The sequence below is a fragment of the Chromobacterium alkanivorans genome (genome assembly GCF_016937655.1).
Lineage (GTDB): Bacteria > Pseudomonadota > Gammaproteobacteria > Burkholderiales > Chromobacteriaceae > Chromobacterium > Chromobacterium alkanivorans.
The window spans coordinates 231742-254265 of record NZ_JAFHKL010000002.1 but is presented as its reverse complement, the minus strand read 5'-3'; the positions used below and the strand labels follow the sequence as shown (position 1 = coordinate 254265).

Here is a 22524-nt window from a genome sequence, read left to right as displayed (position 1 = left end):
AAAAAGCCCCGCGCGCGGCGGGGCTGTGGGGCGGGTGGCTTAGATCGTAAACAGGTTCTTACTCCAGCCAGATCAGGCTGGCCATGCGGCCGGTCTGGCCGTCGCGGCGGTAGGAGTAGAAGCGCGCGCGGTCTATCACTGTGCATTCGTCGCCGCCGTAGATCTGCTCCACGCCGGCGGCGTTCAGGCGCTGGCGCGCCAGCGCGTAGATGTCGGCCAGGTATTTGCCGTCGCCTATGTCGCTGAAGGCGGCCGCGGCGGCCGGATCTCGCTCCATGAAGGCGGCGCGCACTTCCGCGCCCACTTCAAAGGCGTCCGGGCCGATGGCCGGGCCCAGCCAGGCCATCAGCCGCGCCGGGGGCTCCTGGCAGGCGGCCACGGCGGCTTCTATCACGCCGTCGCACAGCCCGCGCCAGCCGGCGTGGGCGGCGGCCACCACGGTGCCTTCGCTATTGCTCAGCAGCAGCGGCAGGCAGTCCGCGGTCATCACCGCGCACACCACGCCGCGCTGGCGGCTGAAGCTGGCGTCGGCGTCCGGCGCCGCGCCGCCCACCTCGGCCGCGTTCAGCACCGTCACCCCGTGCACCTGGTTCAGCCAGGCCGGTTCCGCCGGCAATTGCCGGCGCAGCAGCGCGCGGTTGGCGGCCACGGCGGCCGGGTCGTCGCCCACGTGCTGGCCCAGGTTCAGGCTGTGGAAGGGCGCGGCGCTGACGCCGCCGTTGCGGGTAGTGATCAGCGTGCGCACATGGGGCGGCGCCGGCCAGTCGGCCTCCAGCCAGTCCGGCGCTTGCTCAGCGGACATAGATCACCTCCACGTCGCCGTCGTCCTCGTCGTCTTCTTCGTCCCAGTCCTCGTCTTCCGCCTCGTCCAGCAGCTGCGGCAGCGGCGCGTCGTCGGCGGCGTCGCCGTCTCCGCGCAGCACGTTCAGCAGGTGGCGCAGGTCGTCCGGCAGCGGGGCTTTCCAGTTGCGCTCCTCGCCGCTGGCCGGGTGCACCAGGGTCAGCGAGTAGGCGTGCAGCGCCTGGCGGCCCAGCGCCTTGACCACGGCGGCGATGTCCTCGTCCATCTTGTGGCGCAGGTTGCCGTAGATTGGGTCGCCGGCCAGCGGGTGGTTGGCTTCGCGCATGTGCACCCGGATCTGGTGGGTGCGGCCGGTTTCCAGCTTGCACTCGATGTAAGAGTGGCTGGCGAAGCGTTCCAGCACCCGAACATGGGTGATGGCCTGCTTGCCGCCGAATTTCAGCACCGCCATTTTCAGGCGGTTGTGCGGGTCGCGGCCCATCTGGGTTTCGATGGTGCCGTCAAACGGCACGTTGCCGTCCGCGATGGCGCGGTAGACGCGCTTGACGGTGCGCGCCTGCAACTGGCGCACCAGCTCGGTCTGGGCCGGCAGCGTCTTGGCCACCACCATCAGGCCGCTGGTGTCCTTGTCCAGCCGGTGCACGATGCCGGCGCGCGGCACCTGGGCCAGCGCCGGGCAATGATGCAGCAGGCCGTTGAGCAGGGTGCCGCTCCAGTTGCCGGACGCGGGGTGGACCACCAAACCGGCCGGTTTGTTGATCACCAGGATATGATCGTCTTCAAAGATGACGGGCAGGTCCATGGCTTCCGGCTGGAAGGCCATCTCCTCATTGCTGCGCATCAAAGTGACGTCCAGCTTCTCGCCGCCCAGCACCTTGGTCTTGGGCGCGGCGGTCTTGCCGTCCAGCAGCACGTGGCCGTCCTTGATCCATTGCGTCAGCCGGCTGCGCGAGTATTCCGGCATCAATTTCGCCAGCGCGGCGTCCAGTCGTTCGCCGCCCAGCGACAGCGGAACATCAAGTTGTTGTGTAGCGGATACCTCGTTTTCCGAGATGTCGCTATAATCGTCCGGGTCAAAGTAAGGATCAGTCATGAAAAGATACGTTGTCGCTGCAATGTTGGTGATGGGGCTTGCCGGTTGTGCAACCACGGAAACCTACGATGAGACTCGCGGCTGGACCGTGGAAAAGCTGTATTCGGAAGCGCATGATGAGTTGAACAGCGGCAATTATACCCGCGCTGTCAAGCTCTACGAAACGCTGGAAGCGCGTTTCCCTTACGGGCGCTACGCCCAGCAGGCGCAGATGGACCTGGCTTACACCCATTACAAGGATAACGAGCCGGAGCAGGCCATCGCCGCCGCGGACCGTTTCATCAAGCTTCATCCCACCCATCCAAACCTGGACTACCTCTATTATCTGAAAGGCTTGGTGTTTTACAACGATGATTCCGGGCTGCTGGCCAAATGGGCCGGCCAGGACATGAGCGAGCGCGATCCGCGCGCCGCGCGCGAGGCCTTCGCCGCCTTCCGCGAGCTGGTGACGCGCTTCCCCAACAGCATTTACAAGGAAGACGCCTCCAAGAAGATGGAGCGGCTGCTGGACGCGCTGGGCGGCAATGAAATGCACGTGGCCCGCTACTACATGAAGCGCGGCGCTTATCTGGCCGCGGCCAATCGGGCCCAGGGCGTGGTGAAGGGTTACGCCAACACCAAGTACCCGGAAGAGGCGCTGGGCATCATGGTGGCGGCTTACGACAAGCTGTCCATGCCGCAGCTGCGCGACGACGCCAAGCGCGTGCTGGCGCTGAACTACCCCAATAGCGAATACCTGAAAGAAGGCTGGTCCATCGAGGACATGCCGTGGTGGAAGCTGTGGAAGTAAGTCGGCCTTGAATGGTTTGAAAGCCCCCGGAATCCGGGGGCTTTTTGTTTGACGCAGGGCAGGCGGCGCGGGGTAATGGTTTGAAGGCAATGCCCTTGGAATGGTAAGGTTTCGCCCTTTAAAACGATAATCATAATTAGTTATGCCCAAAACCTTCGCCTCCCTGCTGCTGTTGGCCGCCTTGTGCGCGCCGGCTGCCGCCGCTGCAAAACCAGGCTTCACCCTATTGAACGCGCGTTACCCCGAAAAGCTGTCCTACGACGGCTCGGCGCAACTGCTGAGCGCTGGGGACGGCGAACTGAACGATTCCGTCATGGGCTTGATCGATGCGCTCAAGCTGCGTTTTCCTTGGCATGAGCTGTGGGCGCTGCGTTTGGCCAACGGTTTGACCTTGCGTCAGGGGCGAACAGAGGCGGCCTTGCCTTTGCCCAAGGGCAGTTATTTCACCACCAGCTATGTGGCGATGTCGCGAGACGGCCTGACCTTGGCTTTTGGAACCGGCCGGGACGGCAAGCTGGAGGCTGTGCGCTGGCGGCGCGGCGGCGTGCTGGAGACGCTGGTGCCTGCGGGCCAGGCCTGGCTGTCCGGTGTCACCGATATCAGCGCCGACGGCCGCACGGTGATTGGCTGGCTGCTGAGCGACGAAAAGGCGATGCTGCGTGGCTTCCAGTGGGTGGAGGGCAAGGGCTTCAGCTTGTTGCCGGAACCCATGAGCCTGCCGCTGGCGCTGAGCGCGGATGGGGCGGTAACGGCCGGTCTTGCCTTGCGCGGCAATCTGGACACGCTGCGGCGGATGCGGCGGATGCAAGATTTCATGAACGAAAGCCCGCTAATGAGCGAGGGCGAGGTGACCAAGCTGCGAGTTTCCGGCGTCCATCCGGGGCGCGGGGATGTGGCTGGCTCCTTCAAGCATGCCGACACCGGCGTTTGGCACGGCTTTGTCTGGAATCCGGACGAGGGCAAGCCAAGCCGGCGCGAGTCCTTGCCGTGGCCGACCGAGGCGGAAGGCAAGGTGACTGGCGCGAAACGCGACGCGCAAGTGCTGGCCTGGGCCGGAATGAGCGACGAGGATGGCAATATCTTCATGGAAAGCGACGCCGTGCGTTGGCGTGCGGGCGAGGGTGTCGGCGTGATCCGCGCCAAGTCTGTGCTGGAAGGCTTGTCCGCGGATGGACGCACGGTTTTTGTGTCCTTTAACCGGGAAAGCGATCATAGCCGCGCCTTCGTGCAAATCTCGCCGGAGGGCGAGGTGGATCTGGAGGCGGTGGTGCGCGCGGAAACCCGTAAGGAGAGCCTGGAGATGTCCTTGCGCTCGGTCTCCGAGGATGGCCGCTACTTATGGCTGAACTCGTTCACGGCAGACGGGACGTTCCCGCTGCGCTTGGAAAACGGCAAGCTGGCGCCGTTTTCGCCGGTGATGGGCGATCTGACGTTGACCGCTTTTAGTCAGGACGGCCGCGTGTTGGCGGGCACCTCCACCCAGCCGGAACAGGGCGGCTACGCCACTTTGCGCTGGCGTTTTGGCGCGCCGAAGACGCAGCGCCTGTTCTGCCCGGGCGAGGCGAGGAGCAGCAGCCATATCGTCATGTCCGGCGACGGCAAGGTGGTGGCAGCGGGCCAGGAGAAGCACGGCAAGGTGCATACTTGCTTGTTCGGGCCTTTGGATTAAGAGTCTGTTCAAGGGCTGCTACGCGTCGTCGATCCGTGCCGCCTTGACTCCCGAATATGTCATGCCACAATCGCCTCGCGCCGCAGCCATCGCGACACTCGGGATTGGCGTCTCGATAAGAAGAGTTAGGGACGTGCGTCGCCGCATGTCCGATTGCCTTTGTCGCGTCTGATCCGGGCGGGCGATGGCAAGGGCACCTTCACGGGTGCGCCGGTGTTTGGGCTTCTTCCCCGGTAGGCCAACCTTGTCATGTGCCCGCCTTGCCGTTTTTGCTGCTTGGCGGTACTGGCCAGGGCGTGTGCTGCCGGGTCCGCGCCGCCTTGACTCCCGGACACGTCATGTCACAATAGCCCCGCGCCGCAGCAATCGCGGCGCTCGGGTCTGGCCTCCTGAAATAGGGATTCAGTGGACATGCACCGTTGCATGTCCCCGCCTTGCCGCTTTCGCGGCTTGGCGCTACTTGCTCAGGAGGCTGCAATGACGAAGTCTGCTCGCAATAAAGCCAAACCCCTCGCACCCAAGGCATCCGGCGTGCGCCAGACCATCGATTCCCCGCAACAGCCGGCTTTGCCGCGCTCGCGTTATCGCTTCATCGCGCTGGTCACCAAGGAAATCCGCCTGCCCTTTGTCCGCTACATTCCGGGGCGCAATCATCCGCATTACTGGCAGCCGGAGGAGACCCAGGATTACGAGGAAGCCTGCTTCCTGGGCCGTCAGTACGCCGCGCATCTGGCTCAACTGCTGAAAAACAACCAGTTGCACATCGGGCGCGGCTTGCTGCACCGCATTGCGCGCGACATCGATTACAGCGACGGCAGCCACCGTCGCGGCCTGCGTCTGGGCTTTTTCAATTATCTGGAAGTGCTGCTGGGTCTGGCCGGACGGCGATTGAATCTGTACCGCCACGTGGAGGCGGTGCATCAGTTGCACCGCAGCCTGGGCGTGCTGGCCTGGCTGGAGCGCAAGCGTAAACGTTGATTCGGCTTGGGTGAATGACAAGGCCCCGCGGGAGCGGGGCCTTGAGGGGGCGGGCGGCGGCGGAGTTCAGATCGCCTGCTCGTTGGTCTCGCCGGTGCGGATGCGCACCACTTGCTCCACCGGGGTGACGAAGATCTTGCCGTCGCCGATCTTGCCGGTGCGGGCGGTGGCGACGATGGTTTCGATGGCGCGCTCCACCAGGTCGTCCGGCAGGATCACTTCCACTTTCACCTTGGGTAAAAAGTCCACCACGTATTCGGCGCCGCGGTAGAGCTCGGTATGGCCCTTCTGGCGGCCAAAGCCCTTGACCTCGGTGACGGTCAGGCCGTTGATGCCCAGCTCGGACAAGGCTTCGCGCACCTCGTCCAGTTTGAACGGCTTGATCACGGCTTCAACCTTTTTCATGCTGGAAGCTCCTTGTAGATGAGATGAAATGCTGTCTAAATGCGGATTATTTTATTAAGCGGCGGACATGGAGGCCATTAGCCGCTTAAAACAAACAGTGAATTGCTGTATTATGACGCGCTTTCCTGATACTTGTCGCGGGTGTCTAATGTCTTACCTTACCAAGCTCCGTGGCGGCGTTGCGCTGTCGCCGTTCCGTCTTGAAAAACTGCTTGCCGCAGCCGCCGAAGCCGGGCTGCCGGATCTCAGCATCAGTGCCGAATTCTGGCATTTCGCCGAAAGCGAAACCGAACTGACGCTGGAAGAGCAGGCCACCCTGGGCAAGCTGCTGAGCTACGGCGAAGCGCCGCTGGCCGGCCAGCCGGATGGCGAACTGTTTCTGGTGACGCCGCGATTGGGCACTTTGTCGCCCTGGGCCTCCAAGGCCACCGATATCGCCCAGCACTGCGGGCTGGGAGGGATTCACCGCATCGAACGCGGCACCGCCTTCTGGGTTAAGTCCGCGCAACAATCTTTAAATGAAGAGGCTCGTCATATTTTGACGGGCCTCTTGCACGATAGGATGACGGAAACGGTGCTGCCGTCGCTGGACGACGCCGCGCGTCTGTTTGTCCATCAAGATCCGCAGCCGATGACGTCGGTGGACATTCTCGCCGGCGGCCGCGCGGCGCTGGAGGCGGCCAACGCCGACCTGGGCCTGGCGCTGTCCGAGGACGAGGTGGATTATCTGGTGGAAAACTTCACCAAGATGCGCCGCAACCCCACCGACGTTGAGCTGATGATGTTCGCGCAGGCCAACTCCGAGCACTGCCGCCACAAGATTTTCAACGCCAAATTCATCATCGACGGCGAGCAGCAGGAAAAATCGCTGTTCCGCATGATCCGGGACACCCACGACGCCAATCCGCAAGGCACGCTGGTGGCGTACAAGGACAACGCTTCGGTGATCGAGGGCGCCTTCATCGAGCGCTTCTATCCGCAGCCGGAAGGCCATGGTTACGCTTACCACAGCGAGCCCACCGACATTCTGATGAAGGTGGAGACGCACAATCACCCGACGGCGATTTCGCCGTTCGCCGGCGCCTCCACCGGCAACGGCGGCGAGATCCGCGACGAGGGCGCCACCGGCCGCGGCTCGCGTCCCAAGGCCGGCATGACCGGTTTCACCGTATCCAATCTGAACATTCCGGGCTTTGTGCAGCCGTGGGAGCGTTACAGCGACGCTGCGGCGCAGTACGGCAAGCCGGAGCGCATCGCCTCCGCCTTGCAGATCATGCTGGAAGGTCCGATCGGCGGTGCGGCGTTCAACAATGAATTCGGCCGTCCCAACCTGACCGGCTATTTCCGCACCTTCGAAGAGGCGGTGGAGGGCGAGATGCGCGGCTATCACAAGCCGATCATGATCGCCGGCGGCCTGGGCAACATCCAGCAGCAGCAAATCCACAAGAACGAGATTCCGGAAGGCGCGCTGCTGATCCAGCTGGGCGGCCCCAGCCTGCTGATCGGCCTGGGCGGCGGCGCGGCTTCGTCGATGGACACCGGCGCCAATAGCGCGGACCTGGACTTCGACTCGGTGCAGCGCGGCAACCCGGAAATCGAACGCCGCTGCCAGGAAGTGATCGATCGCTGCTGGCAGATGGGCGACGCCAACCCCATCGTGTCCATTCACGACGTGGGCGCGGGCGGCCTGTCCAACGCCTTCCCGGAGCTGGTGAACGACGCCGGCCGCGGCGCCATCTTCCATCTGCGCAAGGTGCATCTGGAAGAAAAGGGCATGACCCCGATGCAGATCTGGTCCAACGAGTCGCAGGAGCGCTATGTGATGGCGGTGCTGCCGCAGGACCTGGAACGCTTCAGCGCGCTGTGCGAGCGCGAGCGCTGCCCGTTCGCGGTGCTGGGCGTGGCCACCGACGACGGCCATCTGCAAGTGCGCGACGACCACTTCGACAACAAGCCGGTGGACATGCCGCTGGAGGTGTTGCTGGGCAAGCCGCCGCGGATGACCCGCGACGTGGCCACCCGCGAACGCGATCTGGCCATTTTCGACGCCTCGCGCTTTGAACTGAAGGAAACCGCGCTGCGCGTGCTGCGCAACCCGACGGTGGCGGACAAGTCTTTCCTGATCACCATCGGCGACCGCACCGTGGGCGGCATGACCGCGCGCGATCAGATGGTGGGCCGCTGGCAGGTGCCGGTGGCGGACGTGGCCGTCACCACCATGGGCTTCAACACCTATCGCGGCGAGGCGATGGCGATGGGCGAACGCACGCCCACCGCGCTGTTCGACGCGCCGGCCTCCGGCCGCATGGCGATAGGCGAGGCGCTGACCAATATCGCCGCCTCCTTCGTGGGCCATCTGGGCAACGTCAAGCTGTCCGCCAACTGGATGGCCGCCGCCGGCCACCCGGGCGAGGAAGCGCGCCTGTACCGCACGGTGGACGCGGTGTCCAAGTTGAGCCAGGACCTGGGCATCAGCATCCCGGTGGGCAAGGATTCCCTGTCGATGAAGACGGTGTGGGAAGAGGCAGGCGAGAAGAAGGCGGTGACCGCGCCGCTGTCGCTGATCATTTCCGCCTTCTCCCCGGTGGAGGACGTGCGCAAGACGGCCACGCCGGAGCTGAAAGAGGACAAGGACACCGATCTGATCCTGATCGACCTCGGTTACGGCCGCTGCCGTCTGGGCGGTTCCATCTACGGCCAGGTGTGGAAGGCGATGGAAGGCAAGGCGCCGGACGTGGAGAGCCCGCATCAGCTGGCGGCCTTCTTCAACACCGTGCAGACGCTGTTGCGCGACGATATGTTGCTGGCCTATCACGACCGTTCCGACGGCGGCCTGTTCGTGACCTTGTCGGAAATGATGTTCGCCGGCCATATCGGCGTCACCATTGATCTGCAGGAATTGGTGATCGAGCGCAAGAACACCCAGCGCATCATCGACGACTTCGTGCAGCCCACCCAGGAAGCCGCCACCCATGGCCGTCTGATGCGAGTGCTGTTCAATGAAGAGCTGGGCGCGGTGTTGCAGGTGAAGAAATCCGACACGCCGGAAGTGATCTCGCGCTTCATGAAGGCCGGCATCGGCCGCGAGCTGTTCGTGATCGGCCGCGTCAACAACAAGGACCGCCTGGTGATCAAGCACCGCGGCGTGGAGTTGTTCAACGAGAGCCGTTCCGATCTGCACCGCGAGTGGTCCGAGACCAGCGCCCGCATGCAGCGCCTGCGCGACAACCCGGCCTGCGCCGACAGCGAGCACCTGCTGCGTTCCAGCCCGAAAGCGCCGGGCCTGAGCGCCAAGCTGAGCTTCGACGTGCACGCGGACCCGGCGGCGCCCTTCGTCGCCGGCGGCGCGCGTCCGCGCCTGGCGGTGCTGCGCGAGCAGGGCGTCAACGGCCAGCTGGAGATGGCGGCGGCGTTTGACCGCGCCGGCTTCGACACCGTGGACGTGCACATGAGCGACGTCATCAGCGGCCGGGTGTCGCTGGCGGACTTCAAGGGCCTGGCCGCCTGCGGCGGCTTCAGCTACGGTGACGTGCTGGGCGCCGGCGAGGGCTGGGCCAAGAGCATTCTGTTCAACCCGCGCGCCCGCGAACAGTTCGAGGCCTTCTTCGGCCGCGGCGACACCTTCGCGCTGGGCGTGTGCAACGGCTGCCAGATGATGTCCAATCTGTCGTCCATCATTCCGGGCGCCGAGCACTGGCCCAAGTTCCACCGCAACGCTTCCGAGCAGTTCGAGGCGCGCTTCGCCATGGTGGAAGTGACGGCTTCGCCGTCCATCTTCCTGTCCGACATGGTGGGCAGCCAGCTGCCGGTGGTGGTCAGCCACGGCGAGGGCCGCGCGGTGTTCGCGCCGGGCGCGCAGGAGCAGGCGCTGACGGCGCTGCGCTACGTCGATTTCGACGGCCGCGCCACCCAGACCTATCCGCTGAACCCCAACGGCTCGCCGGCCGGCATCACCGGGGTGACCACGGCCGACGGCCGCTTCACCATCATGATGCCGCACCCGGAGCGGGTGTTCCGCACCGTGCAGAACAGCTGGCATCCGGCGGACTGGGGCGAGAACGGCGCTTGGTACCGGATGTTCGCCTCCGCCCGCCGCTGGGTGGGCTGAGCGAAACCATGGCGGGCCGGCTGTCCGGTCCCGTCTGGAGCGGTATCGAAACGGAAGCCCAGGCTTCCGTTTTTTCATGGTCAGCGCGGGTTCAGGCCGTGGCCGGCGTCGCGAGCCGCCGCGCGCACCGCTTCCAGCAGCAGCCGCGCCTTGCGCGGGATGCGACGGTTGGCGAAGACGGCGTGCATCTGCGGATTGTCGCCGTGGCTGGAGACGATGCGGTAGTCCGGGCAGAGCCGCAGCAGCTGGCCGGAGCGCACCAGCGGTTCGGCCAGCCAATCGCCCAGCCGGGCGACGCCCAGGCCGGCCAGCACGGCGTGCAGCACCGCGCTGCCGGAGCTGACGCGGTGCCAGGGCGTCAGGTTGAGGCTGAGCTGATGATCGGCGGACACGAAATTCCAGGCTTTCAGCACGCGCGGCGCGGAGTGGATCAGCACCCGGTGTTCCGGCAATTGTTCCGGCGTTTGCGGCGCGCCGTGGCGCTCGACATAGCCTGGGCTGGCGTAGAGGTGGCGCTGGTAGTCCCACAGCGGATAGCCGATCAGCTCGCTGGAGGCGGGGAAGGCGCCGCGGATGCTGAAGTCCAGCTTTTCGCGGATCGGGTCCAGTATGGTGTCGCTGTAGAGCACGTCGAAGCGCAGCTCCGGGTTGGCGTCGGCCATGCGCGCCAGCACCGGCGGCAACAGCGCGTGGCTCATCGCCTCCGGCGCGGAGAAACGCAGCAGGCCGCGCGGCGCCTCGCTCAAGGCCGCCAGTTCGTCCTCGGCTTCTTCCTGCAGGTCCAGCATCTTGCGCGCGGAGACGTAATAGCTTTCGCCGGCCAGGGTCAGATTGACCTGTTTTTGCGAGCGCGCCAGCAGGCTGCCGCCCAGCGCTTCCTCCAGCGCCTGCACCGCGCGAGTGACGCTGCTGGGCGAGGTGCCCAGCTGGCGCGCGGCGGCGACAAAGCTTTTTCTTTCCACCACCGCGCAGAACACGCGCAATTCCCACAGCGATTTCATCTCGGCCTCGTGATTGCGATTTTTGCAATACGGTATTGCAAGCACGCGCCGCTGGCAAGGCATAGAATCTTGTCCTAACTGTAAGCGGCGCGGAGCCGGGAGACGTGGATGTTGTTGACCTTGAGTTTTCTATGCGTGATCGCCTTCGCCGCCGGCCTGGTGGACGCCGCGGTGGGCGGCGGCGGGCTGATCCAGATTCCGGCGATGTTCAGCGCCTTGCCCAATCTGGCGCCGGCCACGGTGTTCGGCACCAATAAGCTGGCGGCGGCGATGGGCACCTTGTCCGCCGCGCGCTCCTATCTGAAGCGGGTCCGGGTGCCGTGGCGGCTGGTGTTGCCGGCGGCGGCGGCGGCTTTCTTCATGTCCATCGCCGGCGCGGCCACGGTCAGCCTGATCGACAAGGCGGTGTTGCGGCCGCTGGTGCTGGCGCTCTTGGTGGTGATGGCGGTGTACACCTTGTGGAAGAAGGACTTCGGCTCTCTGCACAAGCCGGTGGCGATAGGCCGGCGCGAAATGGCGATAGGCATGGCCATAGGCGGCGCGATCGGCTTTTACGACGGTCTGTTCGGTCCCGGCACCGGCAGCTTCCTGATGTTTCTGTTCATCCGCTTCTTCGCCTTCGACTTTCTGCACGCCTCGGCCTCGGCCAAGGTGGTGAACCTGACCACCAACTGCGCGGCGCTGCTGTTCTTCATCCCCGCCGGCCACGTGCTGTTCCAGTACGCGCTGCCGATGGCGGTGTGCAATATGGCCGGCGCGATGGTGGGCACCTGGGTGGCGATGAAGAAGGGCACCGGCTTTGTGCGGGTGTTGTTCCTGCTGCTGACCAGCACCTTGATCTTGAAGCTGGGCTGGGACATCTTCCAGGGCTGAGCGCCCGCTCAAAGCCCGTCGCGCTTTGGCCGACGCGTGTCGGCTTCGAACCCCTCATCCGCGGTATGGACCAGGCCGCCGTCTCGGCCGCAAGGCCCGGTCTCGCCCTCGCTCGCGAGATCGTAAACGGGTTCTAAGGCCGGCCGTTTAACGAAAGCGGCTTTTGAACTCTGGCGCGGCGTCCTTTATCATGCGGGTTGTCGTCACCCCCGCCGAGAGTTTATGCATCCATCACGTTGCCCGCCCGCCGCGCGGGCGCGGCATTTGCGCGAGCTGCCCAATATCGGCCCCAGCCTGGCCGAAGACCTGCGTCTGCTCGGCATCGAACAGCCCTCGCAGTTGCGCGGCGCCGAACCCCTGCGGCTGTACCACCGCTTGTGCGAACTCACCGGAACGCGGCAGGACCCGTGCGTGCTGGACACGCTGATGTCGGTGGTGCACTACATGGACACCGGCGAGGCGCGGCTGTGGTGGAGCTTCACCGCCGAGCGCAAGACGAAGGGCGGCTACTGATGGCGCGTCCGGACGCCGATTCCAAACTGACCGCCTGCCACGATTGCGACCTGCTGATGCGGGTGGCGCTGACGGGCGAGGGGCGGGCGTGCTGCCCGCGCTGCGGCGCCCAGGTGCGCGGCTACGGCGCGCAGCGCCAGGACGCCGAGCTGGCGCTGTTGCTGACCGGGGTGATCGCCTTTCTGCTGGCCAACGTCTATCCGGTGGTGACGCTGGAGGCCGCCGGCGCCCGCAGCGCGGCCACCTTGTGGCAGACCGTGGTGGCGCTGGAGCAGCAGGGCATGCTGTCGGTGGCGATGCTGGTGATGTTCACCGGCATCGTGATGCCGTCGCTGGAGCTGGGCAGCATGCTCTACGTGCGGCTGCCGCTGGCCTTCGGCCATGTGCCGCGCGGCTTTCCCTGGCTGATGCGGCTGAAGATACTGACCCGGCCGTGGTGCATGGTGGAAGTGTTTCTGCTGGGCATTCTGGTGTCGCTGGTCAAACTGGTCAGCCTGGCCACCGTGCACGTGGGCGTGGGCCTGATGGCCATGTTCGCCTTGATCGTTCTGATGGCGGCCAGCGCCAGCCGTTTCAATCCGGAAGACTTGTGGGAGCGTTATCAGCAATGCCGGGCCACCGCGTGAAAACCGCCGCCCAGTCCGGCCTGTGGCTGTGCCACGGCTGCGGACTGCTGTGCCGCGCCGGCGAAGGCGCTCAATCCTGCCCGCGTTGCCACGCCGCGCTGCACGCGCGCAAGCCGCACAGCCTGCAGCGCAGCTGGGCCTTGCTGCTGGCGGCGATGGTGGCCTATCTGCCGGCCAATCTGCTGCCTATCATGGAAACCTCCACCATCATGGGCATGCAGAACGACACCATCATGAGCGGGGTGGTGTATTTGTGGAAATCCGGCTCCTGGCCGCTGGCGCTGGTGGTGTTCACCGCCAGCGTGCTGGTGCCGCTGTTGAAGATTCTGGCCTTGCTGCTGTTGCTGGTGACGGTGCAGCTGGGCTCCGGCTGGGCGCCGCGGCAGCGCACGCGGCTGTATCGGGTGGTGGAGGTGATAGGCCCGTGGTCGATGCTGGACATTTACGTGGTGGCCCTGATGGTGGCGCTGGTGCAATGGCAGTCGCTGGCCTCGATCAAGGCCGGGCCGGGGGCGATCGCCTTCGGCACGGTGGTGGTGCTGACCATGGTGGCGGCGATGAGTTTCGATCCCAGGCTGATCTGGGATCAGGTAAAGGAAGACGATGAGCAGTGATCAACCCGAAAAACCGGCCGCAGCCGGCGAGGACTTGCCGGCCGCGGTGCCGGTGAAGCGGCGGCGCTGGTCGCCGTCGCTGGTGTGGCTGATTCCGGTGGTGGCGGCGGTGATAGGCGGCTGGCTGGCGGTGAACGCGGTGTTGTCGCGCGGGCCCACCATCACCATCGCCTTCCAGAACGCGGAAGGGCTGGAGGCCGGCAAGACCCGGATCAAGTACAAGGACGTGGAGATAGGCGAGGTCAAGGCGGTGTCGGTGAGCCCGGACCGCCAGTCCATCCTGGTCACCGCGGAGCTGAGCAAGAAGGTGGACGATTATCTGGTGGCGGACAGCCGCTTCTGGGTGGTGCGGCCGCGCATCTCCGGCGGCAGCGTGTCCGGCCTGGGCACGGTGCTCGGCGGCTCCTACATCGGCATGGACGTGGGCAAGAGCAAGGAGCGCCGCACCGAGTTCAAGGGCCTGGAAGTGCCGCCCATCGTCAACGCGGACCTGCCGGGCAAGCTGTTCCAGCTGCGTTCCGACAATCTGGGGTCGCTCAACGCCGGCTCGCCGGTGTATTTCCGCCGCGTGCCGGTGGGCCAGGTGGTGGGTTACGAGCTGGACCCGGCCGGCAGCGCGGTGAAGCTGTCGGTCTTCGTCAACGCGCCCTATGACCACTTCGTCACCGTCAACAGCCGCTTCTGGCACGCCAGCGGCATCGACGTGGCCATCGGCGCCAACGGTCTGAGCGTCAACACCCAGTCCTTGGCGGCGATCGCGCTGGGCGGCATCGCTTTCGAAACGCCGTTGAGCGACGGGCCGGACCAGGCGCCGGACGCCAAATACATGTTCCTGCTCAACGAAACCCGCGAGAAGGCGCTGCAAAACCGCGACCGCGAAACCCAGTCCTTCCGGCTGAAGTTCCGCCAGTCGGTGCGCGGCCTGACCGTGGGCGCGCCGGTGGATTTTCGCGGCATCACCTTCGGCGAGGTCACCGCCATCGGCATCGAATACGCGGCGGCGCGCAAGGATTTCGACATGACGGTGGACATCCGCACCTATCCCAGCCGGCTCAACACCCTGTCCGGCGACCACAGCCTGTCGGCCAAGATTTCCGTGGAGTCGCTGGTGCGCAACGGCCTGCGCGCCCAGCTGCGTTCCGGCAGCCTGATCACCGGCCAGCTCTACGTGGCGCTGGACTTCTTCCCCGAGGCCAAACCGGCCAAGGTGGCGATGCGCAACGGCATGACCGAGCTGCCGACGCTGCCGGGCGATCTGGAAGAACTGCAGCGGGTGTTGCAGCGCATCGCCCGCCGCCTGGACAAGGTGCCGTTCGACAGCATAGGCGAGGAGCTGAACCAGTCGCTGAAATCGCTGCATCAGACGCTGGACGGCATGCGCAAGCTGTCCGAGAACATGGACGGCAAGGTGTTGCCGCAGGCGGTGAAAACGCTGGAAGACTTGCAAAAGACGCTGGAAAGCACGCGCCAGGCGATGCAGGCGGATTCGCCGCTGCAGCAGGACGTGCGCGCCGCCGCGCAGGAGGTGTCGGAAACGGCGCGCAGCTTCCGCGCGCTGGCCGATTACCTGGATCGTCATCCGGAAGCGCTGATACGCGGCAAGGGAGAGAAAAAATGAAGTCCATCGCGCTGAGCCTGACTCTGCTGGCGCTGCTGAGCGCCTGCGCCTCGCCGCCCACCACCTTCCATCAGCTGCGGCCGGCCTTGCCGGCGGCGGCCGCGATTCCCGTGCTGGGCGCCAGCGTGATGGTGGGGCCGGCTAGCCTGCCCGCGGGGCTGGAGCGGCCGCAGCTGGTGGTGGAAGACGCCGCCGGCAATGTCGAGCTGCTGGATCTGCAGCGCTGGGCCGGGCCGCTGGACCGGATGCTGACTCAGGCCGTGGCGGCGGACCTGTCCCGCGCGCTGGGCCTGGCCAGCGTCTACGCTTACCCGCAACCGGGCATGGGCGGCGGCGATGTCCGCGTGTTGCTGGACGTGCGCCAGCTGCGGCTGCGCCCGGGGCGCGACGCCTCGCTGGAAGTGGCCTGGCAGGCTTTGCCGGCGCAGGGCGACAAGAAGCCGCTGGCCAGCGGCTATTTCCTGCAGAGCCGGCCCTTGGCGACGGCGGACGCCGCGGCGGCCACGGCCGGCCTGCAGGCGCTGGTGACCGACTTGAGCCGCCGGCTGGCCGGCGAACTGGGGCCGGCCCTGGCCGGCTTCAAGCGCTAGGCGGCGCCGGCGGGCGCCGCTGCGCCCACGGTTGCGCCTGCTCCAGCTGGCGCGCCAGTTGCAGCAGGGCAAGGTCGTCGCCGCAGCGCGCGACGAATTGCACCCCTATCGGCAGGCCGGCGGCGTTCCAGCGCAGCGGCACGCTCATCGCCGGCTGTCCGCTCATATTGAAGGGGATGGTCCAGCCCAGATATTCCATCATCCGGCGCGAGGTCTCCGGGATCAGCTGGCCGAAGCGCAGCGTCCAGTCCCAGCCCAGCTTGCCCAGCATCCAGCGCGAAACCATGGCCTCGGCCGCGCTGGGGGCCAGGCCGCCGACGAGGGCGGGCGGCTGGTTCAGCGTCGGGGTGGCCAGCACGTCGTAGCGCTGGTGGAAGGCTTCCATCGCCCGGGCCTGTGACCAGGCGAAGCCGCGCGCCCAGGCCAACTCTCCGGCGCTGAGGCGTTCGCCGTAGCGCGCCAGCGCCCAGCTGGCCGCTTCCAGTTGCTCGTGCCGCACCCGTTTGCCGGTCTGGCGTTCGATGTCGCGCAGCAAGCCTGCCATCTCGCCGCAGATGATCGCCAGCATCGCGCGGTTGTACTCCTCCGGCGACGCCAGCGGCGGCGACGCTTCCTCCACCTCGTGTCCCAAGCCCCGCAGCAGCGCCAGCGCGCCGTCCAGCGCGGCGTCGCAGTCCGGATGCAGCGCGCCGCCCAGAATGGGGCGCTTGCTCCAGGCGATGCGCAGTTTGTCGGGTTCGCGCTGATGCGCGGCGAAGAAGCTTTGCTCCGGCGCAGGCCAGTAGTAGGCCTCGCCGCCGCGCGGGCCGCCGGCCAGCAGGTCCAGCATCGCCGCGCTGTCGCGCACGCTGCGCGTCAGCGCGTGCTGGCAGACCAGGCCTTGCCAGCCCTCGCTGTAGTCCGGCCCGGCCGGGCCGCGGCCGCGGGTGGGCTTGAGGCCGAACACGCCGCAGTTGGACGCCGGGATGCGGATGGAGCCGCCGCCGTCGCCGCCGTGGGCGATGGGCACGATGCCGGCGGCCACCGCCGCCGCCGAGCCGCCGCTGGAGCCGCCCGGCGTGCGCGTCAGGTCCCAGGGGTTGCGGCTGAGGCCGTAGACCTTGGATTCGGTGTAGGGGCTGAGGCCCAGCTCCGGGGTGGCGGTCTTGCCGATGAAGATCAGGCCGCCCTGGCGGTAGCGCTTGATGATGTCGGCGTCGCGCGGCGCGACGTAGCCGTCGAACAGGCGGCTGCCGTTGCGGGTGGGCTCGCCGGCGATGTCGGCCAGCAAGTCCTTGATCAGCACCGGGCAGCCGGCGAGCGGGCCGGCGCCTTGCGCCTGTTTCAACTGGGCCTGGGCTTGTTCCGGCAGCGGCAGGCACACCGCGTTCAACGCCGGGTTCCATCGTTCCAGCCGGGCCTGGGCGGCGGCCACGGCCTCGCCGGCGCTGATCTGGCCGTCGGCGATCAGCTGGGCGATGCCGACGCCGTCGTAGTCTTCGTATTCTTTGAAACAGTTCATGCCTGTCTCCGAGGTTCGGGGCGATGCGGAGGGTTTGCCGCCGGCCAGCGTAATCGAATGGAATGACTTGTTGGCCGCGCCGCAACTCAATAAAATCGCATGCGATGAGCTTGCCTGTCGATGAAATGCAATATGAATTTTACGGAAGAGGCGCGACGATGCGCAAATTGAAAGCGGGGGGCGCCGCGAGCTTGGGCGGCCTGGTTTTGGGTTTGTTGGCGGCCGGCGCCGCGGCGGCGGAAGCGCCCGCGCGACCGCCGGCCTTGGGCAAGGAGTCCGTTTACGCTTACGCCGAGCTGGCCCAGGGCCAGCAGACCTTCGACGCGTTCCGCTCGCTGGCGCCGGGCGCCGAGCTGCGCTATCGGCTGTATCCGCACCCGCCGCGGCGGGATGTGGCGCTGTCCTGGCGCGACGGGCGCGGCGGCAAGGGCGCGGTCAAGCTGGCGGCGGACCGCAGTTTCGCGCTGGAGCCGCTGGCGGGTCTGGAGCGGCGCAAGGCGCAGTTGGTGGCCAATCTGCCGTTCTCGGAACTGAGCTGGCGTCCGGTGGTGAGCAGCGGCGGCCTGCCGGCCAATGTGCGGCGGTTGGGAGATTTGCGGCTGGAATGCATGGTGGGCGCGCAGGGCCGGCTGAGCCTGCGCGACGAGCGCAAGCTGGCTTGCCTGCCGCCGCCGGAAACCGCGTGCGGGGAGGATGTGGTGGCGTGCGCGCGCCGGGCCTCGATGGCCTTGGGCGAGGCCATGCTCAAGGGGCTGACGCGCTTGCAGGATGAGAAGAACCCCTACGATCAAGGCCGGGCCCAGTATCTGTTCATCTCCGACAAACCGGTGTTCAGCGTCACCCTGCTGGAGGGCGGCCGCCAGTTCACCCTGCCTGCGATCTGGCTGTACGGCCGCGCGGAGCCGTTCACGCCCTTCTTCCAGTGGCCGTATCCGCGCGAATACCTGTATTCGGTGCCGCTGGAAGTGGGCGAGTGGTCCAATGACGCGCAAGTGGTGCTTGAGCCCATGGTGGGGGAGGACGGCAAATGAAGAAGCGATGGTTGGCGCTGTGTTGCGTCTGTTGGCTGACGGCGTGCGCCAGCAACGGCAGCAAGCAACTGGAAGGGGCGGACGAGCCGGCGGTGAAGCGGATGCTGCAAAGCGGAGGCAGCCGGCGCGAGGTGCTCGACGCCTTCGGCGAGCCGCAGGACCGGATACGTTTTTCCGGCGGACGCGAACTGTGGGTCTACAGCTATGTCCAGTATCGGCCGCAGTTGCAGAACTTCACCGATCTGGCGCCCTTGTTCAGCGCGCAGAACCGTTACGATAAGGAACTGGTGCTGTTGTTCGACGCCGGCGGCAAGGTGTTGCAGTGGCGCTTGTCCACCCGCGAGGAGGTGCGCGGCACCGGCGCGCTGAACCAATCGCCGGCCGGGTGACGGCCGCCGCGTAGCCAGTTGCGGCGGCATCCCCTACAATACGGGGAAAATGCAACAGCGGACTTGACGATGCATGCGGTCAGCCCGGTCCTTGCCTTGGATGCGAGGGCCGGCGCGAACGCCGCGGCGGGCGCAAGCCGCTTTTTTTATTACGGAACGAAATGATGGAACCAGTGCGCCTGTCGAAACGCATGGCCGAGTTGGGCTTGTGCTCGCGCCGCGAGGCCGATAGCTATATCGAACAAGGGTGGGTGAAGGTGGACGGCGAGGTGGCCGTCCTCGGCCAGAAAGTGTTGCCGCACAATCTGATCGAAGTGGACAAGAAGGCTCAGGACGCGCAGGCCTCGCGCGTCACCATCTTGCTGAACAAGCCGATGGGCTATGTGTCCGGCCAGGCCGAGGACGGCTACGAGCCGGCGGTGGTGCTGGTCAAGCCGGAAAACCAGTGGGCGGAGGACAAGAGCCGCCGCCGCTTTTCCCCGCAGCATCTGAAAGGGCTGGCGCCGGCCGGCCGTCTGGACATCGATTCGGTGGGCCTGCTGATCCTGACCCAGGACGGCCGAGTAGCCAAGCAGATCATCGGCGAGCATTCCAGCGTGGACAAGGAGTACCTGGTGCGAGTGGAGGGCGAACTTTCCGACGAAGGTTTGCGTCTGCTCAACCATGGTCTGGAGCTGGATGGTAAAAAATTGCTGCCGGCCACCGTGGCCTGGCAGAACGAGGACCAGTTGCGCTTCGTGCTGCGCGAGGGCAAGAAACGCCAGATCCGCCGCATGTGCGAGCTGGTGGGGCTGCGCGTGGTGGGCCTGAAGCGGATTCGCATCGGCAAGGTCAAGCTGGGCAATCTGCCCACCGGCCAATGGCGCTATCTGCGCGACGACGAATCGTTTTAATCGTTTTCATCCGGCCGCAAGGCCGGCTATCAGCGGGGGACGCATGTTAGGGCGCTTGTTGCAAAGATGGGGGCTGGACGCCGAAAGCCGGCAGCAGCAACGGGAGTTGACGCAGGCGATAGAGAGCCTGATCGACGCCACGGACAAGCGCTTGCGCCTGTCCCCCGGTTATCTGGAAGCGCTGGCGCCGGGCATGCGCGTCACCCAGGCCTATCTGGCCGAGCTGCCGAGCCGGATGCCCGAGCCGCTGGCGCTGTCCTTGCGCGGCTTTGCTCAGGACCCGCGGCTGGGCCTGCTGTTCTCCGGACCGGCCAGCCTGTTGTCCTGCCTGCGCCAGAGCGAGTCCTTGCGCAATTTCTTCCTGTCCGCCAGCCAGGGCGACGAGGCCTGGGCCTTGCTGTCGATGGCGCGCAGCGAGACCGGCCGCTTGGGCGTGGCGATGGAGGGCGGGGAGTTGCGTCGCGAAGTGCCGCAGCAGGTGGTGAGCTTCGACGGCCACAGGCTGGCGATGCCCTGCGCGTCGCGCGAGCAGCTGCGCGAGCGCAGCGCGCGGCGCAGCGAGGAAATGCTGACCACGGTGATCGCGCGGCGGCTGAGCCTGCTGGAGCAGCTGCGTCAGACGCTGGACAACGAGATGTCGCGGCTGCAGCTGCGGCTGAGCGTGCTGCGTTGCGAGGCCGGCACGGTGGTGGACGGCTCGTCCGACGGCTCTCCGCTGCCGGACAGCTGCGAGGGAGTCGAGCGCCGCATCGCCGAGATCGAACCGCAGCTGCGCGAGGCGCGCGGCGCGCTGAGCCTGGAAGGGCTGCTGGAAACGGTGCGCCAGGTGCTGGAGCATCCCGCCGAGCATTTCCGGCTGGAGTGGCAAGTCCTCTACCTGAACCGCATGGGGGTGAAGCAGGACGGGCCGGGCGAGGATGTCACCGAACTGGCGTTCGAGGAGCTGGTGTTGGGTCGGACCCAGCCGTTTCGCCGCGCGCTGATGCCGGTGCGGGTGACGCGGCAGGCGCTGGCGGAGCTGGAGCGGGAATTCGGCAGCGACTGAAGCGGGGCCGGCTGCGTCAACGCGGGCTGTGCAAAGCCAAAACAGCGGCTATGCTGGAACTGTAGAGTCGCTTTCGATCAGCCTTCAGGGCGGCTGATTGAGTCTGCCCCGGCACCAGGCCGGGGTTTTTTTGCGCCGGCCGCATCGCGTTGGGATATTTTGCGGCCAAAGCGCGCGAAACGCCCGCCGGGGCTTGCTTTGTGCTATCCTTGCGCCCCTCTTCAGCAACGACTGTGACCCGTCACTCAAGCCATGAAAGATCCTTGCGATCACTACACCTTCGATCTGATTGGCGGCGTCCGCAAAAAGCCGGGGCGCAAGCCGCTGGGCGAGCGCGCGATGACGGTGGCCGAGCGCAAGCGCCGCAGCCGAGAGCTGCGCCGCAGCCGTCTGCAGGAGCTGTCGGTGACGGTGGAGCTGAGCCGCGACGCGCAGAAGTCCCTGGACAAGATGATTGAGTGGTGGGGGGTCAGCAAGAAGGAGGCGATCAATCGCGCGCTGATGATAGCCTGTCAATCGCAGACCGGTCGCACCGCTCAGCTGTTCGAGTTCGAGTTGCCGCCGGAGGCGCGGCGGAAGGGCAAGAAGGCGGCGGGCGGCAAGTCTGGCGTTTGAGATGGAATGGATGGGCGAAAGGCCGGGCAAATTGCCCGGCCTTTTGTCGTTTGCGCGCCGACGTTAGCCGTAGCGCTTGGCCGCCTCGATCGCCAGGCCGCTGCCGATGCTGCCGAACAGGTCGCCCTCCACATGGCGGGCCTGGGGCAGCAGGCGCTTGATGCTGTCGCGCAGCGCCGGCACGCCGCTGGAGCCGCCGGTGAAGAAGACGGTGTCGATGTCGCCGGCCTGGGTGCAGGCGTCGGCCAGCAGCTGTCGCACGGTGGCGCCGATCTGGCCCAGCATCGCGTCTATGCTGTGGTTGAACTGGTCGCGGCTCAGTTCGCAGCGCAGGCCGGCCTCGATATGGCCGAGGTCCAGCTGGTGCGAGGCCTCGTCCGACAGCGCGATCTTGGCGGCTTCCACCTGCATCGCCAGTCGGTGGCCGGCGCGGTCCTGGATCAGGCGGAACAGTCGGTCCAGAACCTGGGGCTGCGCCGCGTCGCGATGCACGTCCTGCAGGTCCATCCAGGCCTTGCGGGTGTAGGCGAAGTTGATGGTGTGCCAGGTGGCCAGGTTGAAGTACTGGCTGGACGGCATCTCCGCGTTGTTGCGCAGCCGGCTTTTGAAGCCGAACAGCGGCATCACGCCGTGCAGGCTCAATTGCTTGTCGAAGTCGGTGCCGCCGATGTGCACGCCGCCGGTGGCGAGGATGTCGTCGCGGCGTTCGTCCAGGCGGTGGCGTTCGGGCGCCAGCCGGATCAGGGTGAAGTCCGAGGTGCCGCCGCCGATGTCGACGATCAGCACCAGCTCTTCGCGGTCCAGTCGGGCTTCGTAGTCGAAGGCGGCGGCGATGGGCTCGAACTGGAAGGACACGTCCTTGAAGCCCACCTGGCGCGCGATCTCGCCCAGAGTGGATTCGGCTTCGGCGTCGGCCTTGAGGTTGTCGTCGACGAAGTGCACCGGGCGGCCCAGCACCACTTGTTCGAACGGGCGCTCGGCGGCGCGGTCGGCGCGCAGCTTCAGCTCTTGGATGAACAGGCTGAGCAGGTGGCGGAAGGGCAGCGCCTTGCCTTGCACTTCGGTCTGGCTGTCGATCAGGTTGGAGCCCAGCAGGCTTTTCAGCGAGCGCATCAGCCGGCCTTCGTAGCCTTCCATGTATTCCTGCAGCGCCAGCCGGCCGAACACGGAATGATCTTCCTCGTAATTGAAGAACACCACCGAGGGCAAGGTGATCTTGCCGTCCTCCAGCGTCAGCAGGGTGGCTTGGTTCGGGCGCAGCCATCCCACGGTGGAGTTGGATGTGCCAAAGTCAATGCCGCAGGCGCGGGCCGTAGTCTGCGTGTTCATATTCCCTCCCGTAAAGCGAGGCGCGATGGTACGCGGATTGG

At 66.2% G+C, this 22524-nt stretch carries 21 protein-coding genes; 15 read left to right on the top strand and 6 right to left on the bottom strand.

Annotated features, from left to right (window positions below; translation table 11 throughout):
- Positions 1 to 58 precede the first annotated feature (58 nt).
- On the bottom strand, positions 59 to 802 hold the full coding sequence (gene pgeF / locus JW897_RS04900; protein ID WP_205465338.1) for a peptidoglycan editing factor PgeF: 744 nt from the start codon (positions 800 to 802) through the stop codon (positions 59 to 61).
- The gene (gene rluD / locus JW897_RS04895; RefSeq protein ID WP_048415531.1) at positions 792 to 1895 is read right to left on the bottom strand and encodes a 23S rRNA pseudouridine(1911/1915/1917) synthase RluD; all 1104 of its coding nucleotides are present in this window, start codon (positions 1893 to 1895) and stop codon (positions 792 to 794) included. The genes pgeF and rluD overlap by 11 nt, the downstream gene beginning before the upstream one ends.
- Here rluD and JW897_RS04890 point away from each other — a divergent pair.
- The 3 genes from JW897_RS04890 (at position 1894) to JW897_RS04880 (ending at position 5332) form a co-directional block, all read left to right on the top strand.
- Entirely contained in the window at positions 1894 to 2685 is a 792-nt protein-coding gene (locus JW897_RS04890; RefSeq protein ID WP_048415530.1) for an outer membrane protein assembly factor BamD, read from the top strand. The two genes, rluD and JW897_RS04890, sit on opposite strands and share 2 nt — an antisense overlap.
- A gap of 142 nt (positions 2686 to 2827) precedes the next feature.
- A complete protein-coding gene (locus JW897_RS04885) occupies positions 2828 to 4354 on the top strand; it encodes a hypothetical protein (RefSeq protein ID WP_205465337.1) in 1527 nt (508 codons plus the stop codon).
- Positions 4355 to 4831: 477 nt separating this feature from the next.
- Positions 4832 to 5332 carry a hypothetical protein gene (locus tag JW897_RS04880; protein WP_205465336.1) on the top strand — a complete coding sequence of 167 codons (501 nt, stop codon included), beginning with the start codon at positions 4832 to 4834 and terminating at the stop codon, positions 5330 to 5332.
- A 66-nt stretch (positions 5333 to 5398) separates the two neighbouring features.
- Here JW897_RS04880 and JW897_RS04875 read toward each other — a convergent pair whose 3' ends face one another.
- Positions 5399 to 5737, bottom strand: coding sequence for a P-II family nitrogen regulator (locus tag JW897_RS04875; protein WP_019100167.1), 339 nt, complete (start codon positions 5735 to 5737; stop codon positions 5399 to 5401).
- Positions 5738 to 5885: 148 nt separating this feature from the next.
- On the opposite strand from JW897_RS04875, the gene purL reads away from it, so the two are divergent.
- Positions 5886 to 9845: a phosphoribosylformylglycinamidine synthase gene (gene purL, locus JW897_RS04870; RefSeq protein WP_205465335.1), complete on the top strand. Its 3960-nt coding sequence runs from the start codon at positions 5886 to 5888 to the stop codon at positions 9843 to 9845.
- 80 nt (positions 9846 to 9925) lie between these two features.
- Here purL and JW897_RS04865 read toward each other — a convergent pair whose 3' ends face one another.
- Positions 9926 to 10846, bottom strand: coding sequence for a LysR family transcriptional regulator (locus tag JW897_RS04865; RefSeq protein ID WP_048415526.1), 921 nt, complete (start codon positions 10844 to 10846; stop codon positions 9926 to 9928).
- Between the two features lie 108 nt (positions 10847 to 10954).
- On the opposite strand from JW897_RS04865, the gene JW897_RS04860 reads away from it, so the two are divergent.
- The 6 genes from JW897_RS04860 (at position 10955) to JW897_RS04835 (ending at position 15680) form a co-directional block, all read left to right on the top strand.
- Entirely contained in the window at positions 10955 to 11719 is a 765-nt protein-coding gene (locus tag JW897_RS04860; RefSeq protein WP_197083101.1) for a sulfite exporter TauE/SafE family protein, read from the top strand.
- A 222-nt stretch (positions 11720 to 11941) separates the two neighbouring features.
- Complete coding sequence (locus JW897_RS04855; RefSeq protein WP_205465334.1) at positions 11942 to 12232, top strand: helix-hairpin-helix domain-containing protein; 291 nt, start codon at positions 11942 to 11944, stop codon at positions 12230 to 12232.
- Positions 12232 to 12858 (top strand): paraquat-inducible protein A, encoded by a 627-nt coding sequence (locus JW897_RS04850; protein WP_205465333.1) that lies wholly within the window; start codon positions 12232 to 12234, stop codon positions 12856 to 12858. The genes JW897_RS04855 and JW897_RS04850 overlap by 1 nt, the downstream gene beginning before the upstream one ends.
- Positions 12840 to 13472: a paraquat-inducible protein A gene (locus tag JW897_RS04845; protein ID WP_048415523.1), complete on the top strand. Its 633-nt coding sequence runs from the start codon at positions 12840 to 12842 to the stop codon at positions 13470 to 13472. The genes JW897_RS04850 and JW897_RS04845 overlap by 19 nt, the downstream gene beginning before the upstream one ends.
- Positions 13462 to 15090: a PqiB family protein gene (locus tag JW897_RS04840; RefSeq protein ID WP_048415522.1), complete on the top strand. Its 1629-nt coding sequence runs from the start codon at positions 13462 to 13464 to the stop codon at positions 15088 to 15090. Before JW897_RS04845 ends, JW897_RS04840 begins: the two co-directional genes overlap by 11 nt.
- Positions 15087 to 15680: a PqiC family protein gene (locus tag JW897_RS04835; RefSeq protein WP_205465332.1), complete on the top strand. Its 594-nt coding sequence runs from the start codon at positions 15087 to 15089 to the stop codon at positions 15678 to 15680. Before JW897_RS04840 ends, JW897_RS04835 begins: the two co-directional genes overlap by 4 nt.
- On the opposite strand, the gene JW897_RS04830 is transcribed toward JW897_RS04835, so the two are convergent.
- Positions 15670 to 17181, bottom strand: coding sequence for an amidase (locus JW897_RS04830; RefSeq protein WP_205465331.1), 1512 nt, complete (start codon positions 17179 to 17181; stop codon positions 15670 to 15672). The two genes, JW897_RS04835 and JW897_RS04830, sit on opposite strands and share 11 nt — an antisense overlap.
- Positions 17182 to 17339: 158 nt before the next feature.
- Between JW897_RS04830 and JW897_RS04825 the strand changes: the two genes are divergently transcribed.
- The 5 genes from JW897_RS04825 to JW897_RS04805 all read left to right on the top strand — a co-directional run bounded on the left by JW897_RS04825 (position 17340) and on the right by JW897_RS04805 (position 21154).
- Positions 17340 to 18212 carry a hypothetical protein gene (locus JW897_RS04825; protein WP_205465330.1) on the top strand — a complete coding sequence of 291 codons (873 nt, stop codon included), beginning with the start codon at positions 17340 to 17342 and terminating at the stop codon, positions 18210 to 18212.
- The gene (locus JW897_RS04820; RefSeq protein WP_205465329.1) at positions 18209 to 18601 is read left to right on the top strand and encodes a hypothetical protein; all 393 of its coding nucleotides are present in this window, start codon (positions 18209 to 18211) and stop codon (positions 18599 to 18601) included. The genes JW897_RS04825 and JW897_RS04820 overlap by 4 nt, the downstream gene beginning before the upstream one ends.
- A 164-nt stretch (positions 18602 to 18765) precedes the next feature.
- Positions 18766 to 19494 (top strand): pseudouridine synthase, encoded by a 729-nt coding sequence (locus JW897_RS04815; RefSeq protein ID WP_048415518.1) that lies wholly within the window; start codon positions 18766 to 18768, stop codon positions 19492 to 19494.
- Between the two features lie 55 nt (positions 19495 to 19549).
- Positions 19550 to 20539 carry a hypothetical protein gene (locus tag JW897_RS04810; protein ID WP_205465328.1) on the top strand — a complete coding sequence of 330 codons (990 nt, stop codon included), beginning with the start codon at positions 19550 to 19552 and terminating at the stop codon, positions 20537 to 20539.
- A gap of 252 nt (positions 20540 to 20791) precedes the next feature.
- On the top strand, positions 20792 to 21154 hold the full coding sequence (locus JW897_RS04805) for a hypothetical protein (protein ID WP_205465327.1): 363 nt from the start codon (positions 20792 to 20794) through the stop codon (positions 21152 to 21154).
- A gap of 63 nt (positions 21155 to 21217) precedes the next feature.
- On the opposite strand, the gene JW897_RS04800 is transcribed toward JW897_RS04805, so the two are convergent.
- Positions 21218 to 22483, bottom strand: coding sequence for an Hsp70 family protein (locus JW897_RS04800; RefSeq protein ID WP_205465326.1), 1266 nt, complete (start codon positions 22481 to 22483; stop codon positions 21218 to 21220).
- Positions 22484 to 22524: the final 41 nt, after the last annotated feature.